Here is a 15,125-nt window from a genome sequence, read left to right on the forward strand (position 1 = left end):
GAGTTAAAGTAGAGAAAAACAGCAGACTACCATTCAGACTGCTGTTTTAAACTATTAATCTTATAGAAGCTCCACCCATTCGGGTACGTGGAGGGAACATAAGACCTCCAATTCTTCTTCTCGTTTTAAGGTATAAGAGCTTTCGTGACGCAAGGCATCATCTACGAAGGCGGGGTGTGTCATGACTTCAATACTGGCTGCGTTCTCATTTTTAAGCTGGTCGAAGAGATTGGAGGTAATCCCATCCTCGTAAAATTCCAACCAAAGCATTTCTGTGAGCAAATAGCTTGAATGCTGTTTTAATGAAGGAGCGTAGCGTACTGGCACCTCATACTCCTTTGCAAGTGATAGAACAAGTTCGCGTAGCGGTTCCCATCCGTGAACATGATGGTGGCTGTCAATATGGTGAAGGGAGAGTCCGGTATTTTGAAATGCTTCCAGCTGTGCACGCCATTCTGCTTCGACTTCCAGTAAGTCGGGTACTTCCATTTCTCGGTAGGTATTTTTATAACGAAACGTTTCCTGTGTGTCTGTAATTTGCTTCAGCCCAGAACGTAATGATTTTCCCCAGGTAAGAACTAAATGAATCCCTACCTTAAGCTTTGGATGCTTTCTTGCTTGATCTATCGCATAATCCACGGCCAGCCCATTCATCATGAGGGTCGTAGAGCTGATTAGACCCTTCGTATGAGCTGTGATAATGCCATCTGTTACTCCTTTTGTTAGTCCATAATCATCCGCGTTAAACAGAACCTTCATACCCATTCCTCCTCCACTACGTTTCTGTATGATAATTTCGTTCAATAACAAAGTTTGTTTTATCTCCCCGAAAGTAGGAACGGGAAAACTCAATTTTATTACCATCCTTGTCCTCCGCAACCGTCTCAATATAAAACAGCGGGATACCCGGTTCGCATTGTAGATGTTTACAGATTCGGTCGTCTGCAAACGTAATTTCCACGTGCTCCGTGGTTTTGGCAATCTGTACCTGAAAATGATCTTTTAATGCAGCATATAGCGATGTCTCGGCATGATGCGTTGTAACTCCTGGTGCTACCTTCCAAGGGATATAGGAAATTTCATACTGGGTCGGCTCTTTATCTGCCTTCCGAACTCTTTCAATTCGTTGTACTGCAGCGTCAAGTTCTATATCCAGCATTCCTGTAAGGTTTTCATCAGCTGGGACTACATGAATATCGAGGACAGAGATTTCTGCCTGCTTTCCTTGTACAGCAACTTGATCACTATAACGCTTCACAGTCTGAGATAAAGTTTGTTTCACCTTAGGATCTGCCACATATGTACCTTTCCCTTGATGACGAGCCAGATAGCCCTCCAACGTCAATTGGTTTAAGGCTGTTCTAACTGTTGTTCTACTAACATCGAAATCTGTGCAAAGCTCCAGTTCGGTGGGAATCTTTTCTCCCATTCTATAATGACCGGATTTAATCCGGTTCAAAATTTCTTCTTTGATAAAGGCGTGTAGTGACTGATTTTTGTCCATAATCTTTCTCCTTCACACATTCTATAAGTAAAGTGTACAAGATGATACATATAATGACAATATTTTATTATTGTAACTACAATATAACAATATATTTTATATTGTATGGACAAATAAAAATTTGTATGATACATTTTCAAGTAAGCGCAATCATATAGTAAAGAGAGTAGCAGATTGAGAGAAAAGTTTTTTAACTAAAGAGAGAAGGAGATCATTGGAATGTCACTAAAACTTGTAATTATCGGCGGGGGATCAAGTTATACACCTGAAATAATCGAAGGGATCATTCGGCGACATCAATCTTTTCCGGTGACCGACATCGTGCTGGTGGATGTGCAAGAAGGGAAGGAAAAGCTGGAGATTGTGGGGGAGCTATCCAAACGAATGATAGAGAAGCAACAGCTCCCGATTAACCTGTCCTGGACACTTGATCGCAAAATGGCCTTAAGGGGCGCGGACTTTGTTTCCACGCAAATCAGAGTGGGAGGACTGGCAGCAAGGGAGAAGGATGAACGTATTCCACTACGTCATGGTTTTATTGGCCAAGAGACAAATGGAGCAGGAGGAATTTTCAAGGCTTTACGCACCATTCCAGTCATGATGGAACTTGCAGAAGATGTACAGTCTATTTGCCCGGAAGCTTGGATTGTCAATTTTACCAATCCGGCAGGTATCATTACGGAGACGTTGTTAAAGCATTCTCCTCATAAGAAAGTTATTGGCGTCTGTAATATTCCGTTTAACATGCGTCAATCCACGGCAGAAATACTAAACGTAAACCCGGATACTGTGCAAATAGAGTTTGTCGGGATGAATCATTTTGTGTTTGGGAGCAAGGTGAACGTTTCAGGAAAAGACCGAACAGCAGAAGTGCTGGAAAAGCTAAGACAGGGACTGGATTACTCACCGGCCAATATTGTGAATCTCGGCTGGTCTAAAACGTTTATTGAAGCGGTCGGCCTATTGCCAAATCCCTACCATCAATATTATTTCCAAACGAAGGAAGTTTTGAAAAAAGACATGAAAGCATTTAAGGAAAATGGTACAAGAGCGGAGGTTGTACAACAGCTGGAAACATCGCTGTTTAACATATATCGAGATCCCGATTTACGAGAAAAGCCTAATCAATTAGAAGAGAGAGGAGGGGCATTCTATAGTGATGTTGCATGCAGCCTGATGGATTCCATTTATAATAATCGGAGAGATGTGCAGACGGTTAATACAATGAACAATGGGGCCATACCAGATTTACCTCATGATGCAGTTATTGAGGTGAATGCCTTAATCACTGGGGATGGGCCAAAACCCATTGCAGTTGGCCAGTTACCAGCGCAAGTAAAGGGTTTGATTTATGAAATGAAAGCATTTGAAGAGCTTGTCATTCGAGCAGGCCTGACCGGAAACTACAACGATGCGTATACCGCTATGCTTATGAATCCACTAGTCAGGGAGGAAGAGGGCAGCAAATTACTGCTTGACGAACTGCTGGAAGCACATAAAGCTTATTTACCACAATTTAATTCAAGGGGGAATTAGAATGAATAATAAGTTTATGCAAAAGTTTATTGAAATAGCTGGACGTATTGGGGCACAACGTCACCTTGTAGCAATCCGGGATGGATTTGTAGCCATTATGCCCCTAATTATTATTGGATCACTTGGCATTCTAATTAATAATTTTCCGCCATTTGGCAGTTTCAATTTAGTAGAATTATTGAATGGAATTTTCGGAGACGGTAACTGGCAGAAGGTAGGGGGGAGCATATGGAATGGAACATTTGCTGTTCTAGGTCTGTTAATTGCTTTTTCTATTGCTTATAATTTGGCTAAGTCCTATGAAATTGACGGACTATCAGCAGGATTGATCTCGGCTGCTGCTTATATCATGCTCGTGCCGGAAACACCTGACTGGGGGCTGAACTTTGCATGGCTTGGAGCCCAAGGGTTATTTGTAGCAATTATACTCGCATTGGTTCTAACAGAATTATTTCGAGTGCTTATCAAGTCAAGGCTGACAATAAAAATGCCGGAAGGGGTGCCAGATGGCGTAGCACGATCGTTTACAGCACTGATCCCAGCATCGATTATTCTTATTATCGTGGGTTTATTCCAAGCATTAATAAGCTTTTTTGCGGAGATTAGTATCTTTGAGATGATTTTTAATGCAATACAGGAGCCACTTCAAGGGCTAGGGAATACATTGCCAGCAGCGATGGTCGTGTCCTTTTTGAACCATCTGTTATGGTTCTTCGGGTTACATGGTACGAATATCATTGGTTCTGTAATTGAGCCCGTTTACTTGCCCCTGATTGAAAAGAACCTTGATTTATTTCAAAGTGGGATGTCAGCCTTTGATGTGCCAAATATTGTAACCAAGCCTTTTCTAGATTCCTTTGTATTCATGGGTGGTTCCGGGACGACCATAGCATTATTACTTGCAATTTTTATCGTTATCCGGCATGAAAAGAACCATCCATACCGTGAAGTTGCGAAACTTTCAGCGCCGGCAGGGCTGTTTAATATTAATGAACCAGTCATTTTCGGATTACCTATCGTGTTAAATCCAGTGATGCTACTGCCGTTTATTCTCATACCAGTGACGTTAACGGTTACTTCTTATGTCGCCCTCGCTACAGCAATTGTCCCTAAAACAGTTGCCATACTGCCTTGGACCACGCCGCCGATATTGAGCGGATACCTTGTAACAGGAGGAAGCTGGAGAGGAATTGCATTGCAAGTATTTAACCTGACACTCGCCGTACTCATGTATATTCCGTTTGTCATGGCGGGAGTACGCGCGCTTAAACAACGAATGGAAGGGTGATGAAAGATGGAGGAAACAGTCGAAGAACTACAAATGCTTTCGTTTACAATCATTTTGCATGCTGGAAACGCTCGTTCCTATGCAATGGAAGCAATTGCGCTAGCCAAGAAATATCAGTTTACAGCAGCTAGAGAAAAGATTGAAGAAGCAGAAGAAGCTTTTACAGAGGCACATCACGTTCAAACCAAACTACTTCAAGATGAGGCAGGGGGAAAGGAAAGTGACATATCTGTCATTCTGGTTCATGCACAGGATCATTTGATGACGGCGATGACGGTGAAAGATCTAGCGAATGAGATGATAGATATGTATGAAAAGATGAAACAAATCGAGGGGGAAAAATAAATGAAAATTATTCTTGTTTGCTCTGCTGGCATGTCAACATCAATGCTCGTTAAAAAAATGAGAAGCGCTGCCGAAGATAAAGGGTTGGAGGCCGATATCGAAGCACTGGCAGAATCCCAGTTAAAAAACAACCTGGATAATCTGGACGTAGTCCTAATCGGTCCCCAGGTCAGGTATTTAGAAAAGAAAATAAAAGAACAACTTGAGCCAAAAGGGATCAAAGTAGCGATCATCGATCAGATGGCCTATGGCATGATTCGGGGAGATAAGGTGCTTGAACAGGCAATTGCTTTAACAGAATAAGAAGCAGCAGTTAATGGCAGAACCATCTGTTCGGTAAGATGGTTCTGCCTCTTTGTGTATACTATCTGTCTACTTGCTGCTACTCGTGTTTTTAGATTCGGTGATCTTTCCTAGGAAAAAACTGTCTACTTCACTTAATTTTCCTCTCCATAGGATATCTCCTTTTGAAGGTGTAGGCTTATTTCCCCCGAAATAGATTTGCGAGTTTTTCAAATGAATATATTCAGGCTGATTAGGATTGTCTTGGGATGCCAAGGATTCGCTCGTTTTTGCTAGCTGTTCACCGACGGTTTTGGAAACGTCATTCCCGTCTTTAAAAGACTTGCTTAATGTTTGAAAATAATCTTGTGCAGAGATTAAAGTACCTGAAACGAGTGCTCCATTTACGAGCAAGGAAATATCGAGATTAAAATCATGCTTATTGGAAGCTACCACAAAATAGGATAGTATATTATCTTTCATCAAGGATTCACTCATCATATCTCTCCTTTTTGCTCAAAATTCTATGCCTAGGAAGAGGTGTCGTCATTGCTTTCAATATCGGTCTCATCTTCACTAGAATCAGCAGATTTCTTTTTCGCTTTTGTAGATTTTGTATTGCTGTTAGATTTATCAGGTTTCTTTGTGGATTTTTTACTTCCTGAAGCCTTTTTTCCCTTATTGGATTTCTTATTTGCATTAAGCTTAGGAGAAGACTTTTTCTCATCCTCTGTTTCTGTCTCGTTGTCTTTCTCATCGTCGTCTTCGTTGTCATCTTGGCTTACACTATCTTCTTGCTCTTCGCTGTCATCTTGGTTTTCATTATCTTCTTGCTCTTCACTGTCATCCTGGCTTTCGTTATCTTCTTGATTTTCGTTGTCATCCTGGCTTTCAATATCTTCTTGATCTTCGCTATCATCTTGACTTCCCTTGTCCTCGTTACGTTGAGCGTCCAAGAACTGATTCATTTTTTCTTCAAGATTATCCAGCCTAGTTTGTAGCGCTTCGTTTTCCTCTTTTAATGCATCATACTCTTGATTTCTCGCGCCAGTATTCTGAAGTTCTTCTTCATCATCAGCTTCTGGTAACTCGACGGATTCTTCTTCCTCTTGATCTGTACCTGTATTACTATCTTCATCTTTCCTTTTCTTTAATAGACTGGTCGTAGAGTCTTTTATGTTTTGGTACGCGTTCGTCGATTTTTCCTTTCCCGTATCCTTCAACGTACTTAATTTTTCTTTTGTAAGGGAGCCTATTTGATTTCCTTTGTTTACAAGCACTTCCTTACTTAAGTTAGTCATAAGTTTTTTCCTGTTCTGTGGTGCGGATAAATAACCAACTGTTGCTCCTACAACCCCTCCGGTTGCCGCTCGTTTGATGGCTCCACCTTTTTTATCGCTAGCGTTTTTATCCTTGGTCATATTTTTCCCCTCCTGTTGACTGTGCTGTAGATTCATTTTTGGACAATTTATCCTCTAATGCATTTAGCCTTTCATGCAATTGTTTATTCTCTTGTTCTAAAGCTGTAGTTTTTTCTGTGGCTTTGGAAGACAGATATGGATCTGTTTCCCACCAATCCATACCTATTTCTTTGGCTTTATCAACCGAAGAGACAATAAGCCGAATTTTAATCGTTAACAGTTCTACATCGGCAATGCCTACGGATATATCACCGGCAATTACGACGCCCTTATCTAATACTTTTTCCAAGACGTCCACAAGATTACTAGGTCCGTTGCCATGCTGCAGTTGTTGTTCGACAGGCATATAGCAGCCCTCCTATTTATCCCGGAGCAACCGTCCGTAAGACTCCCACTTCAAAACATGAAGTGAAACCATTAGTTTTTAGTGGGAGTAAACGGACGCTAACACCCCGATTCGTTTAACTAACAATCAGTGGGGAAGAATAAAAACTCCCACTGATTGAAGTTTCACTTTATTACATAAGATTTCCTAATGGCCCAAGGTCAATATTTAAATCCTCGGCATCCAGACCGAATATTTCTTTAAGTTCTTCCATTTTTTCCTCTAAATTCAGAAGGGCAATGCCAAGATCTTCAATTTGCTCATCAGTTAAAGTGCCGCCTTCGACCCGTCTGATTGCGTGCCGTTCCACTACTTGTCTTAAAAGTTCTATGACGGTCATAACAAGTTGGGCAAGACCGTCTTGGGCACTGTCTGGATCAAGATTAATTCGTCCACTCTGTTTGCTGTCCTGTAGCATCGAGCAAATCCCTCCTTTGGTTGTCGAAATTATCTGAGGTAACCTCTGGGTGATTATAGGACTGGACAAGTGTTTCTACTGAGGCTATTAGCACACGTAAATCAAGATATACCAGATCAACTCCTGCTATCGAAATAATTAAGTCACCCTTGATGGCAACCCCTTTGTCGAGGATGACATCCAAAATATCAATCAAGCCTACTTCTTTATTGGCTATTGTTTCACGAGTTGTTGGCATAACTTTTAGCCTCACTTTGAGAAAAATCAGAGAAATGATATGCTGGCCAAGGTCCTGTTGCTTCAATTCTCCACACCGTGTCTGCCTGCTCTTTTTCAAACCTCAAAATGACATTTATAAAGTTTTCTACTTTTTCTTTAGGCACCAAGTAGGCGCTATTCCAAACCATCTCTTCTTTCAGCCCTGTCATATCCTTGTTCCAGTTTTTCTTCACGGTATAGTTTGTTACAACGTCTTTTACTAATCGATGGAGGGTTTCTCCAAATCTGTCTTTTTCTTGATCGAGTTGTTTACCAACAAGGGAATCAATCTTCTTTTTTTCGAAGAATTGTCTGCCTCGAGGTAGATTAGATATTTCTTCCTTCTGTTTTTCAATCGCAGGATCTGATTGTTTAATAGATTCACGTAGCTTTTGTTCATTACAATAGATTTTTAAGGTCCATTCCTCACTATCATGAAGGGTTTGAAAAGAATCAGTAAGCTGTTTTTTGTTTGATCTGATTGTTTCGTAAAGGTTCGATGTATCCTCATAAATTGTACAAAACTTTAATGGAATAAACGTATATTTTTGGTGAAGTGCTGTAATGGTTTCATGGTGATGAAATGCTTTATTCTGCAACCATTCCATGTCTTGGTTTAGTTTGCTTTCAATCGTTGCAGCATTATAACCATCTGCAGGTAACGCACATACAATGGCCGTTATGTTGTCCATTGGTAACGAATATAAACTGCTTTCTCCGTCAAAACCTGTCAGGCTAGATAAAGAATCCTTTTCAATTTCTTCTGTTGGCACAAGGCCATATAAATAAATTAGGTTGCTCATTTTAATCCTCTTCCTTTTGCGTCGTAAGTGCTTCCCACTGTTCCATTTCTTTTTTCTTAGCCACTTCATAACGAAAAAGTAATTCTGTTTCTTTCGCTTTATACGTTTCTTCAGGTATTTCTTCCAATTCGTACATCATCTGTAGTTGAATGAGCTTTTGCTGTATTGTCGGTAGGTCATAAAGTTCCTTATCGACTTCTTCCTGTACTTTCTTGGCTATACCGATAATGGTTTTAATAGACCCTGAGACAAGCATCAGGCTTCCTCAACACTTAGACGAATATTAATGAAGTTATAGGCTGGCCATGGACCAGTGTATTGAAAGTCTACTTTATCCTTCCACTGATCATGCTGTTCACTGACCAGTTCATCGAATTGCTCTTCTTTTTCACGGTCGACTAGAAAGGAGGCATTTAATAAAATTTTCTCCCCTTGTGTCTCATTCGAAGTAGCTGCAGTTGCCTGGGATTTAAGTGGATGGTAAATATTTTTTTGTACATCCTGTCTAAGGCTCGTGATAAAGCTCTTCGCTGCTCCACCAAGCTTTATACGGTCATAGTACCCAGCTGCGGCTGACTTGCTCTTTGTGGTCACTGCCATTTTCCCCAGCTCAGGATCTTCCTGTACTTTCTTTTCTAGCCACTCTTTTTTTCCAATCACCTTTAAACCGACTTCAATTTTCCCCTTAATCTCTGGAAATATTTCAGTGAACTGGCTATAAAGGTTTTCAAGTAATATTTGTACATCCTTCTCCGTTTTGAATACATTTCCAAAACTGATAGGGATGACTGTATCATTCGCTTCCATCACTCTTGAAACCATTGATTGGTGCATCATCAAATTTTCCTTGTTTGGGTGATAGATCTTCATAGGAGCTTCACAGGCGATCATCGCCGCATCCTGATATTGGACAGCGAAGGTATCCCTTGGAGCTCCGTCAATATCGATAGTGCCATAATCAATTGGTTCGCTTGTTTGGACTGCACAGAAAATATAGATTCCGGTTTGTTCTGTTTCGACCATTTATCCGTCACTCCTTTACATACCATCAAAGGCATCCTTTATTCAATCTTGCTTCGGTAGCGGATATCTAGGCGCTTAAATGAGGTTACCTCTTCTTCATCATTTAAAAAGACTTCATAAATACCTAGCATTTCATCCTTTGCGTATTTTCTCATATACTCTTTTTCTTCGATCACTTCGATTGTTACTCTCCAGCCATTATCTTCTCCTTTTTCTACGGATGTAATTTTATGAGGGGGAGCAACGTTTGCTCTGAAAAATTCTGCTACATTATCCATTAATTCTTTAATAGCCATTGCATCCTCCAACTCCTTTGAATAAGGGGAGGACAGTAGGCATCAACCCACTGTTCTCCAAGTGAATATTGCGTCTTATCAGTCCTTTGAACACGGACTTATATACTAAACTGAGCATCTCGTTCATTCTGCTGTGCTGGTAAGCCTTCTTCCTCAACGTCATCCCGTAGTAGCCCAACAGCTTCTGCATAGCGCAACCACGTATCGACACTTGCGATGACAACTCTTGCTTCCACTGTTAAAATCTCGATACCTACTACGGAAACTCTCACATAGGCATCAATTACGATCCCTTTATCAAGAATTCGGTCAATAACCTCTGCTAAGCTAGAACTGTCTGTACTCTTTTGTACTGCCATTATTCATTCTCCTTTCGCAATCGATTATTTTGAACCTAATGTCTTCATATCCTTAAGGTGACTTCAAATTTGTTGCCTTCTTGATATCTGCCGTGCTCTTAAGATTACTGATGCTTTTGATGTGGGAAATACCTTTTATATCATTCGGCCCTTTTAAGGTGCGAGCTCGACCTTTGGTACGTTTGCCATTACTTACTTTCTCCTGTAATGCTTCACCGGCTTCTTTGGCATCACTCAATTTGTCCCGAACAGCCAGCAGACTGTCCTGCATCGTTTCCTTCGCTGTTTCTGCTCGTGAATGAACTTTCTTGTTGTTATTTTCTTTGACTTTTTTTAACTTGTTGGCAGCCATTTCTGCTTGTGATCTTGCTTTCTCTTCTACTTTATCTTTCATAAGGTTTGTTGCTTTTTCCTGCACTTTGTCCTTTGCTTTCTCTTGGATCGCATCAGGTGTTTTTTCAAGTGCCTTCTTTGCAACCTTTTTAACTGTTTTCTTGACTACATCTGCCATTAAATTCCCCCTTTACGTGATTGGTCATCCTTCCCAACCACCTCAAGTAAAGTATTTAACTTGTCTTCAATCCGTTGCAGATTATTGTGGAGGTTTTTATTTTCCTCTTTTAATTCCTCGTATTTTTCTTGATAAGGATCTTGGTTGTTCTCCAACGTATTTGGACTGGTTTCCTGTCTTGGTTCGTGCAATTTGTCGGTGTACTTTTGGATGTAGCCTGTTGCATTCTGGCGTAAAGCTAACATCGCCTGCTCTGTCAGCATGTCCTGGGTAGTCCGCAGTACTTCCCGTCCAGCAATTTTTAGCACGGAAGATTGACCAATTCGGTTAACGATTCTTTTACCATTTTCCGGACTGGCTAAGAAGCCAAAACCAGCTCCTATTATTCCTCCTGCAAGAGTATATGGGACCGATGGTTGCTGCTTTTGTTCCATCTTGTGTCTGGATACTGTTTTATTCTCCTTGTCACACACTTGCTTGCTCCTTTCTGGGGATCTTATTTATTAGCTATGAAGTTTGTTATCTATAGCCTTACGGGACTCGGGTGAAACTCGGTATAAAGGCACATTTTAAATAAATACCAAATATTACATCAATTATTTCTTCGCTAGACATCTTTGAAATATAGAAAGAGGATAATATGGGGGATAATCCGAAAAAGATGACAAAGGTTACTTTTTCGTTACACCTTTGTGTATGGAGATAAAGTGAAACTTCAATCAGTGGGGGGGTTTTTGTTCTTCCCCCCTTGATTGTTAGTTGAACGAATCGGGGTGTTAGCGTCCGTTTACTCCCACTTAAACATCACGGTACCTCATGTTTTGAAGTGGGAGTCTTACGGACGGTTGCACCGGGATAAAAAAAGCCTACAGAAGAGTTAATCTTAACTCTTCTGTAGACGTCTACACTGATAATTAAATATCTATACTTTCCTGATTTGTTACGACAAGTAAGGATTTCCCTTTATCCAATTCAACTTTTAATTGTTCAGACTTCGATTTATCAAAGCCAATCTCATTTAGTTTGGAACGTATGGTGTCCCCTTTACCTTTGAAAACATTTTTGAGTGCCGTACTAACGCCGGTTACTTTGACACCGATTTTATTTGCATCGGTATCCTTTCTTGCTCTGCGATCATGATCATTATCTATAGAAAGGATATAGATATCATCATCAGGTATACCATCGTTACGGAGTTTATCAACCGCTTCACTTAAATGTTCGTCGTTATGGTAAATTTTAAATTTAGGTTCCATTCAGGGTCCCTCCTTTTTGTAGAAGGTACCCTGCTTTTTAATAGGTCAAACCAGATCCAAAATGGTGTTCACTTATAGGTTGATAGGAAAAAATTAGGCTTCCTGTTATGGCATCATCATAAATAAAGAAACTAATGCAATAATTGGCACCCCTAAAGCCAAAGCTAAACTAATCAGTGTAAATGATTGTACAATCGGCTTAGCCTCTGGTGTGACATCTACATTGCGTTGTAGAAAAATAAAGAAAACAGCGTAAGCCATAATGAAGAGAACAATGAGACCGGGAATATACAACTCTTCCATCGAGTTAACGGGCGTAAGATTTATGTACCCGAACACAATTAATAATAGCGGGATTGTTTCGCTGAGTGCTACACTGATAAAAAATTTCTGTTGGATGCTTGCTTGTGCTGCAGGTTCTTCTTTCAGTTTTCCCACTAATACTTTATAAAGAGTGAGAATTGGTAATGCAGCCAGAACAGCAGCTGCGACAAAGTAATAGGCCACCATTTTATCCACCTCCTTTCAACAACATGTTGTAGTACGGCTTAACAGGTTGAATGTTTCATTTTTTCACGGTTTTGCAGAGGGGGATAATAATAGATAAAAGCAAGCATATGACTCACTTTTTGGTGGGACTACATAAAGTGAGCGATTATTTCCAAAAAGAAACTTGCTTGAAGCTTACTTTTTTCGATATAATCTAGGAAAGTTCTACGGAAAAATAGAAGGGTCAGTCATCATGAATTATAGGAGAAATTTATGTTTAATTATGTCGACTTCGTAATCGCATTTCTTATCGCAGCCATATCATCCCTTGTGTTAACATATCCCGTTATAAAATTTGCTAACGTCATTGGGGCAGTGGATCTGCCAAATCACCGAAAAGTACATAAAAAAGTTACGCCAAGACTTGGGGGCATTGCTATCTTCCTTGGTGCGTTTTTGGGTGCACTTTATTTACAGCCTAGCCACCCACATCTACCAGAAATACTAATCGGTGCACTGGTTATCATTTTGACAGGTGCTTTGGATGATCGCTTCAGTATCAGGCCAGTAGTTAAGCTAACAGGCCAATTAGTTGCTGCTTCTTTTCTTGTTTCATCTGGCTTGATCATTGAAAAACTTACCTTGCCGTTCTTCGGTACAGTCGAATTGGGCTTTGTTAGTGTGCTGATCACGGTATTATGGGTCGTGGGGATTACGAACGCGATTAATTTAATCGACGGCCTGGACGGGCTTGCTACTGGTGTCACAACAATTGCGTTGATAAGCATTTTTATCATGGCAGTTATCGATGCCCAACTTCTTGTTGCCTATTTAAGTATTGTATTAATCGGCGCCAATCTAGGGTTTTTATTTCATAACTTTTACCCAGCAAAGATTTATATGGGAGATTCGGGATCAAATTTCCTGGGGTATATGATTGCAGTCGTGTCGATGCTCGGTTTGTTTAAAAATATCGCCCTGTTCAGTTTTATTATTCCAATTATTGTACTTGCAGTGCCAATATTCGACACCCTATTTGCTATTGTAAGAAGGGCCTATAATAAAGAAAATATTATGATGGCGGATAATAAGCATGTTCATTATCAGTTGCTTCATGCAGGATACAGTCACCGCACCACGGTACTCATTATTTATGGGTTCAGTGCCTTGTTTGGAGCCATGGCGATCTTGTTCTCGAATGCGAATATCACCATTTCCTTTGTAATTACGCTGTTTGTTTTGGCACTATTACATATTTTTGCGGAGCTTGCAGGAATTGTGATGGGTGGCAAGCGCCCAGTTCTTGATTCAATCGGGAGACTATTTAACAAGAAACAAAAATCTAAGGGTTGAATAATTACGGAAAATAAGTACAACTTAGAAAATAGATTCTCAGAGGTTGATTAGATGACGTAATACCTTTAGGTAGTATATGCTAGAGAAAGCATAGATATATTTAACAGAAAGAAGGAATTCTAATGGCAAAACAACAAATTGGCGTTATAGGTTTGGCAGTAATGGGAAAAAACCTTGCCTTAAATATTGAAAGTAGAGGCTACTCTGTTGCTGTGTTTAATCGCTCACCAGAGAAAACAGAAGCGTTTTTAAACGAAGAGGCAAAAGGAAAGAATTTTGTCGGAAGCACAACGATTGAAGAATTTGTTCAGTCACTGGAAAAACCTCGTAAGATTATGTTAATGGTGAAAGCAGGTCCTGCAACGGATGCAACCATTGAATCATTGAAACCCCACTTGGCAAAAGGGGATATCTTAATTGATGGAGGAAACACGTTATTTGAAGATACGATCCGCCGTAATAAGAGCTTGAGTGAATCTGGTATTCATTTCATTGGTACAGGCGTATCAGGTGGAGAAGAAGGCGCACTTAAAGGCCCGTCTATCATGCCAGGTGGCCAAAAAGAAGCCTATGATTTAGTCGCACCAATCTTTGAAGCTATTGCAGCAAAAGTAGATGGCGACAGCTGTACCACGTACATCGGCCCAGATGGCGCCGGCCATTATGTGAAAATGGTGCATAATGGAATTGAATATGGTGACATGCAATTAATCTCAGAAGCATACTTTATTTTGAAGCATGTATTGGGATTAGAAGCAGAGGAGTTACACAAGGTATTCACCGAATGGAATAAAGGCGAGCTTGACAGTTATTTAATTGAAATAACAGCTGATATCTTCACAAAAAATGATGAAGAAACAGGCAAACCAATGGTTGATGTTATCCTTGATAAAGCCGGCCAAAAAGGTACCGGAAAATGGACAAGTAAAAATGCCCTTGATTTAGGGGTGCCACTTCCATTGATCACAGAATCTGTATTTGCTCGTTACATTTCCTCATTAAAAGAAGAACGCGTTCATGCTAGCGGTGTTATTTCAGGACCAACACCTAAAGCTTATGATGGGGACAAGAAAGAGCTTATTGAAGCAATTCGCAAAGCTTTATATATGAGTAAAATTTGTTCGTACGCTCAAGGCTTCGCCCAAATGCGTGCACAGTCTGAAGAAAATGGCTGGGACTTAAACTATGGCGATATTGCCATGATATGGCGCGGAGGTTGTATTATTCGTGCCCACTTCCTACAAAAAATCAAAGATGCCTATGACCGTGATCCAGAATTGAAAAATCTTCTGCTTGATCCATACTTCAAGGAAATTGTCGAAGGCTATCAGTCAGCACTTCGTGAAGTGGTTGCCGTTGCAATTAAAAATGGAATTGCTGTTCCAACGCTTTCTAGTGCTGTTGCATACTTTGACAGCTACCGTAGTAAGGATCTTCCAGCAAATCTTATCCAAGCGCAACGTGACTATTTTGGTGCCCATACCTTTGAACGGAAAGATAAAGAAGGGGTATTCCACCATAGCTGGTTCTAAAGCGATTATATAATGAAACAAAACCCGACAACTGTGAAAATGTGCAGGTGTCGGGTTTTTGAA

The 15,125-nt window shown here is 40.4% G+C and carries 22 protein-coding genes; 6 read left to right on the top strand and 16 right to left on the bottom strand.

What is annotated here, in order from left to right:
• Positions 1-60: 60 nt before the first annotated feature.
• Together chbG and AC6CHS_RS08070 are read right to left on the bottom strand one after the other, a co-directional pair.
• The gene (gene chbG, locus AC6CHS_RS08065; protein ID WP_498235467.1) at positions 61-759 is read right to left on the bottom strand and encodes a chitin disaccharide deacetylase; all 699 of its coding nucleotides are present in this window, start codon (positions 757-759) and stop codon (positions 61-63) included.
• Positions 760-775: 16 nt separating this feature from the next.
• Positions 776-1,504, bottom strand: a complete 729-nt coding sequence (locus AC6CHS_RS08070) for a GntR family transcriptional regulator (RefSeq protein WP_498235469.1) — start codon at positions 1,502-1,504, stop codon at positions 776-778.
• Positions 1,505-1,723: 219 nt separating this feature from the next.
• Here AC6CHS_RS08070 and AC6CHS_RS08075 point away from each other — a divergent pair, with 219 nt between their 5' ends.
• Genes AC6CHS_RS08075 through AC6CHS_RS08090 form a run of 4 tightly spaced genes read left to right on the top strand, consistent with a single transcriptional unit; the run spans position 1,724 to position 4,976 of the window.
• Entirely contained in the window at positions 1,724-3,040 is a 1,317-nt protein-coding gene (locus AC6CHS_RS08075) for a 6-phospho-beta-glucosidase (RefSeq protein WP_498235471.1), read from the top strand.
• Between the two features lies 1 nt (position 3,041).
• Positions 3,042-4,328, top strand: coding sequence for a PTS sugar transporter subunit IIC (locus tag AC6CHS_RS08080; RefSeq protein ID WP_498235473.1), 1,287 nt, complete (start codon positions 3,042-3,044; stop codon positions 4,326-4,328).
• A 6-nt stretch (positions 4,329-4,334) separates the two neighbouring features.
• Entirely contained in the window at positions 4,335-4,673 is a 339-nt protein-coding gene (locus AC6CHS_RS08085; RefSeq protein ID WP_498235474.1) for a PTS lactose/cellobiose transporter subunit IIA, read from the top strand.
• A complete protein-coding gene (locus tag AC6CHS_RS08090; protein ID WP_161463868.1) occupies positions 4,674-4,976 on the top strand; it encodes a PTS sugar transporter subunit IIB in 303 nt (100 codons plus the stop codon).
• A 69-nt stretch (positions 4,977-5,045) separates the two neighbouring features.
• Here the strand turns inward: AC6CHS_RS08090 and gvpU are convergent, their stop codons facing one another.
• From gvpU to AC6CHS_RS08160, 14 genes are all read right to left on the bottom strand, one after another.
• Positions 5,046-5,453 carry a gas vesicle accessory protein GvpU gene (gene gvpU, locus AC6CHS_RS08095; RefSeq protein WP_498235476.1) on the bottom strand — a complete coding sequence of 136 codons (408 nt, stop codon included), beginning with the start codon at positions 5,451-5,453 and terminating at the stop codon, positions 5,046-5,048.
• A 32-nt stretch (positions 5,454-5,485) separates the two neighbouring features.
• Positions 5,486-6,376 carry a GvpT/GvpP family gas vesicle accessory protein gene (gene gvpT, locus AC6CHS_RS08100; protein WP_498235478.1) on the bottom strand — a complete coding sequence of 297 codons (891 nt, stop codon included), beginning with the start codon at positions 6,374-6,376 and terminating at the stop codon, positions 5,486-5,488.
• A complete protein-coding gene (locus AC6CHS_RS08105; protein ID WP_498235480.1) occupies positions 6,363-6,722 on the bottom strand; it encodes a gas vesicle protein in 360 nt (119 codons plus the stop codon). The genes gvpT (AC6CHS_RS08100) and AC6CHS_RS08105 overlap by 14 nt, the downstream gene beginning before the upstream one ends.
• A 172-nt stretch (positions 6,723-6,894) precedes the next feature.
• Complete coding sequence (locus AC6CHS_RS08110) at positions 6,895-7,179, bottom strand: gas vesicle protein K (RefSeq protein WP_498235482.1); 285 nt, start codon at positions 7,177-7,179, stop codon at positions 6,895-6,897.
• Positions 7,145-7,417, bottom strand: a complete 273-nt coding sequence (locus tag AC6CHS_RS08115; RefSeq protein WP_036578423.1) for a gas vesicle protein — start codon at positions 7,415-7,417, stop codon at positions 7,145-7,147. Before AC6CHS_RS08115 ends, AC6CHS_RS08110 begins: the two co-directional genes overlap by 35 nt.
• Entirely contained in the window at positions 7,401-8,240 is an 840-nt protein-coding gene (locus AC6CHS_RS08120) for a GvpL/GvpF family gas vesicle protein (protein ID WP_498235484.1), read from the bottom strand. Before AC6CHS_RS08120 ends, AC6CHS_RS08115 begins: the two co-directional genes overlap by 17 nt.
• Position 8,241: 1 nt before the next feature.
• Positions 8,242-8,496 (bottom strand): gas vesicle protein GvpG, encoded by a 255-nt coding sequence (locus tag AC6CHS_RS08125; RefSeq protein WP_498235486.1) that lies wholly within the window; start codon positions 8,494-8,496, stop codon positions 8,242-8,244.
• Complete coding sequence (locus tag AC6CHS_RS08130; protein ID WP_498235488.1) at positions 8,496-9,263, bottom strand: GvpL/GvpF family gas vesicle protein; 768 nt, start codon at positions 9,261-9,263, stop codon at positions 8,496-8,498. The genes AC6CHS_RS08125 and AC6CHS_RS08130 overlap by 1 nt, the downstream gene beginning before the upstream one ends.
• Positions 9,264-9,301: 38 nt before the next feature.
• Positions 9,302-9,559: a gas vesicle protein GvpO gene (gene gvpO, locus AC6CHS_RS08135; protein WP_498235489.1), complete on the bottom strand. Its 258-nt coding sequence runs from the start codon at positions 9,557-9,559 to the stop codon at positions 9,302-9,304.
• A 98-nt stretch (positions 9,560-9,657) separates the two neighbouring features.
• Positions 9,658-9,918, bottom strand: coding sequence for a gas vesicle protein GvpJ (gene gvpJ, locus AC6CHS_RS08140; protein ID WP_036578416.1), 261 nt, complete (start codon positions 9,916-9,918; stop codon positions 9,658-9,660).
• A 52-nt stretch (positions 9,919-9,970) separates the two neighbouring features.
• A complete protein-coding gene (gvpQ, locus tag AC6CHS_RS08145; protein ID WP_498235491.1) occupies positions 9,971-10,429 on the bottom strand; it encodes a gas vesicle protein GvpQ in 459 nt (152 codons plus the stop codon).
• The gene (gvpT, locus tag AC6CHS_RS08150; protein ID WP_498235493.1) at positions 10,429-10,902 is read right to left on the bottom strand and encodes a GvpT/GvpP family gas vesicle accessory protein; all 474 of its coding nucleotides are present in this window, start codon (positions 10,900-10,902) and stop codon (positions 10,429-10,431) included. The genes gvpQ and gvpT (AC6CHS_RS08150) overlap by 1 nt, the downstream gene beginning before the upstream one ends.
• 441 nt (positions 10,903-11,343) lie before the next feature.
• The gene (locus AC6CHS_RS08155) at positions 11,344-11,685 is read right to left on the bottom strand and encodes a YflT domain-containing protein (RefSeq protein WP_498235495.1); all 342 of its coding nucleotides are present in this window, start codon (positions 11,683-11,685) and stop codon (positions 11,344-11,346) included.
• A gap of 105 nt (positions 11,686-11,790) precedes the next feature.
• Positions 11,791-12,195 (bottom strand): hypothetical protein, encoded by a 405-nt coding sequence (locus AC6CHS_RS08160; protein WP_498235497.1) that lies wholly within the window; start codon positions 12,193-12,195, stop codon positions 11,791-11,793.
• Positions 12,196-12,447: 252 nt separating this feature from the next.
• Between AC6CHS_RS08160 and AC6CHS_RS08165 the strand changes: the two genes are divergently transcribed.
• Positions 12,448-13,527: a glycosyltransferase family 4 protein gene (locus tag AC6CHS_RS08165; protein WP_498235499.1), complete on the top strand. Its 1,080-nt coding sequence runs from the start codon at positions 12,448-12,450 to the stop codon at positions 13,525-13,527.
• 125 nt (positions 13,528-13,652) lie between these two features.
• Entirely contained in the window at positions 13,653-15,062 is a 1,410-nt protein-coding gene (gene gnd / locus AC6CHS_RS08170) for an NADP-dependent phosphogluconate dehydrogenase (protein ID WP_498235501.1), read from the top strand.
• Positions 15,063-15,125: the final 63 nt, after the last annotated feature.

The sequence above is a fragment of the Oceanobacillus sp. GQ8 genome, from assembly GCF_059758495.1.

Bases quoted from the DNA above. Each gene is read 5' to 3' on its own strand.
- AC6CHS_RS08110 (WP_498235482.1), bottom strand. From the start codon at position 7,179: ATGCTACAGGACAGCAAACAGAGTGGACGAATTAATCTTGATCCAGAC.
- AC6CHS_RS08155 (WP_498235495.1), bottom strand. From the start codon at position 11,685: ATGGAACCTAAATTTAAAATTTACCATAACGACGAACATTTAAGTGAA.
- AC6CHS_RS08130 (WP_498235488.1), bottom strand. From the start codon at position 9,263: ATGGTCGAAACAGAACAAACCGGAATCTATATTTTCTGTGCAGTCCAA.
- gvpO (WP_498235489.1), bottom strand. From the start codon at position 9,559: ATGGCTATTAAAGAATTAATGGATAATGTAGCAGAATTTTTCAGAGCA.
- chbG (WP_498235467.1), bottom strand. From the start codon at position 759: ATGAAGGTTCTGTTTAACGCGGATGATTATGGACTAACAAAAGGAGTA.
- gvpQ (WP_498235491.1), bottom strand. From the start codon at position 10,429: ATGGCAGATGTAGTCAAGAAAACAGTTAAAAAGGTTGCAAAGAAGGCA.
- gnd (WP_498235501.1), top strand. From the start codon at position 13,653: ATGGCAAAACAACAAATTGGCGTTATAGGTTTGGCAGTAATGGGAAAA.
- AC6CHS_RS08080 (WP_498235473.1), top strand. From the start codon at position 3,042: ATGAATAATAAGTTTATGCAAAAGTTTATTGAAATAGCTGGACGTATT.
- AC6CHS_RS08125 (WP_498235486.1), bottom strand. From the start codon at position 8,496: ATGCTTGTCTCAGGGTCTATTAAAACCATTATCGGTATAGCCAAGAAA.
- AC6CHS_RS08160 (WP_498235497.1), bottom strand. From the start codon at position 12,195: ATGGTGGCCTATTACTTTGTCGCAGCTGCTGTTCTGGCTGCATTACCA.
- AC6CHS_RS08075 (WP_498235471.1), top strand. From the start codon at position 1,724: ATGTCACTAAAACTTGTAATTATCGGCGGGGGATCAAGTTATACACCT.
- gvpU (WP_498235476.1), bottom strand. From the start codon at position 5,453: ATGAGTGAATCCTTGATGAAAGATAATATACTATCCTATTTTGTGGTA.
- AC6CHS_RS08105 (WP_498235480.1), bottom strand. From the start codon at position 6,722: ATGCCTGTCGAACAACAACTGCAGCATGGCAACGGACCTAGTAATCTT.
- AC6CHS_RS08085 (WP_498235474.1), top strand. From the start codon at position 4,335: ATGGAGGAAACAGTCGAAGAACTACAAATGCTTTCGTTTACAATCATT.
- AC6CHS_RS08090 (WP_161463868.1), top strand. From the start codon at position 4,674: ATGAAAATTATTCTTGTTTGCTCTGCTGGCATGTCAACATCAATGCTC.
- AC6CHS_RS08120 (WP_498235484.1), bottom strand. From the start codon at position 8,240: ATGAGCAACCTAATTTATTTATATGGCCTTGTGCCAACAGAAGAAATT.
- AC6CHS_RS08165 (WP_498235499.1), top strand. From the start codon at position 12,448: ATGTTTAATTATGTCGACTTCGTAATCGCATTTCTTATCGCAGCCATA.
- gvpJ (WP_036578416.1), bottom strand. From the start codon at position 9,918: ATGGCAGTACAAAAGAGTACAGACAGTTCTAGCTTAGCAGAGGTTATT.
- gvpT (WP_498235478.1), bottom strand. From the start codon at position 6,376: ATGACCAAGGATAAAAACGCTAGCGATAAAAAAGGTGGAGCCATCAAA.
- AC6CHS_RS08070 (WP_498235469.1), bottom strand. From the start codon at position 1,504: ATGGACAAAAATCAGTCACTACACGCCTTTATCAAAGAAGAAATTTTG.
- AC6CHS_RS08115 (WP_036578423.1), bottom strand. From the start codon at position 7,417: ATGCCAACAACTCGTGAAACAATAGCCAATAAAGAAGTAGGCTTGATT.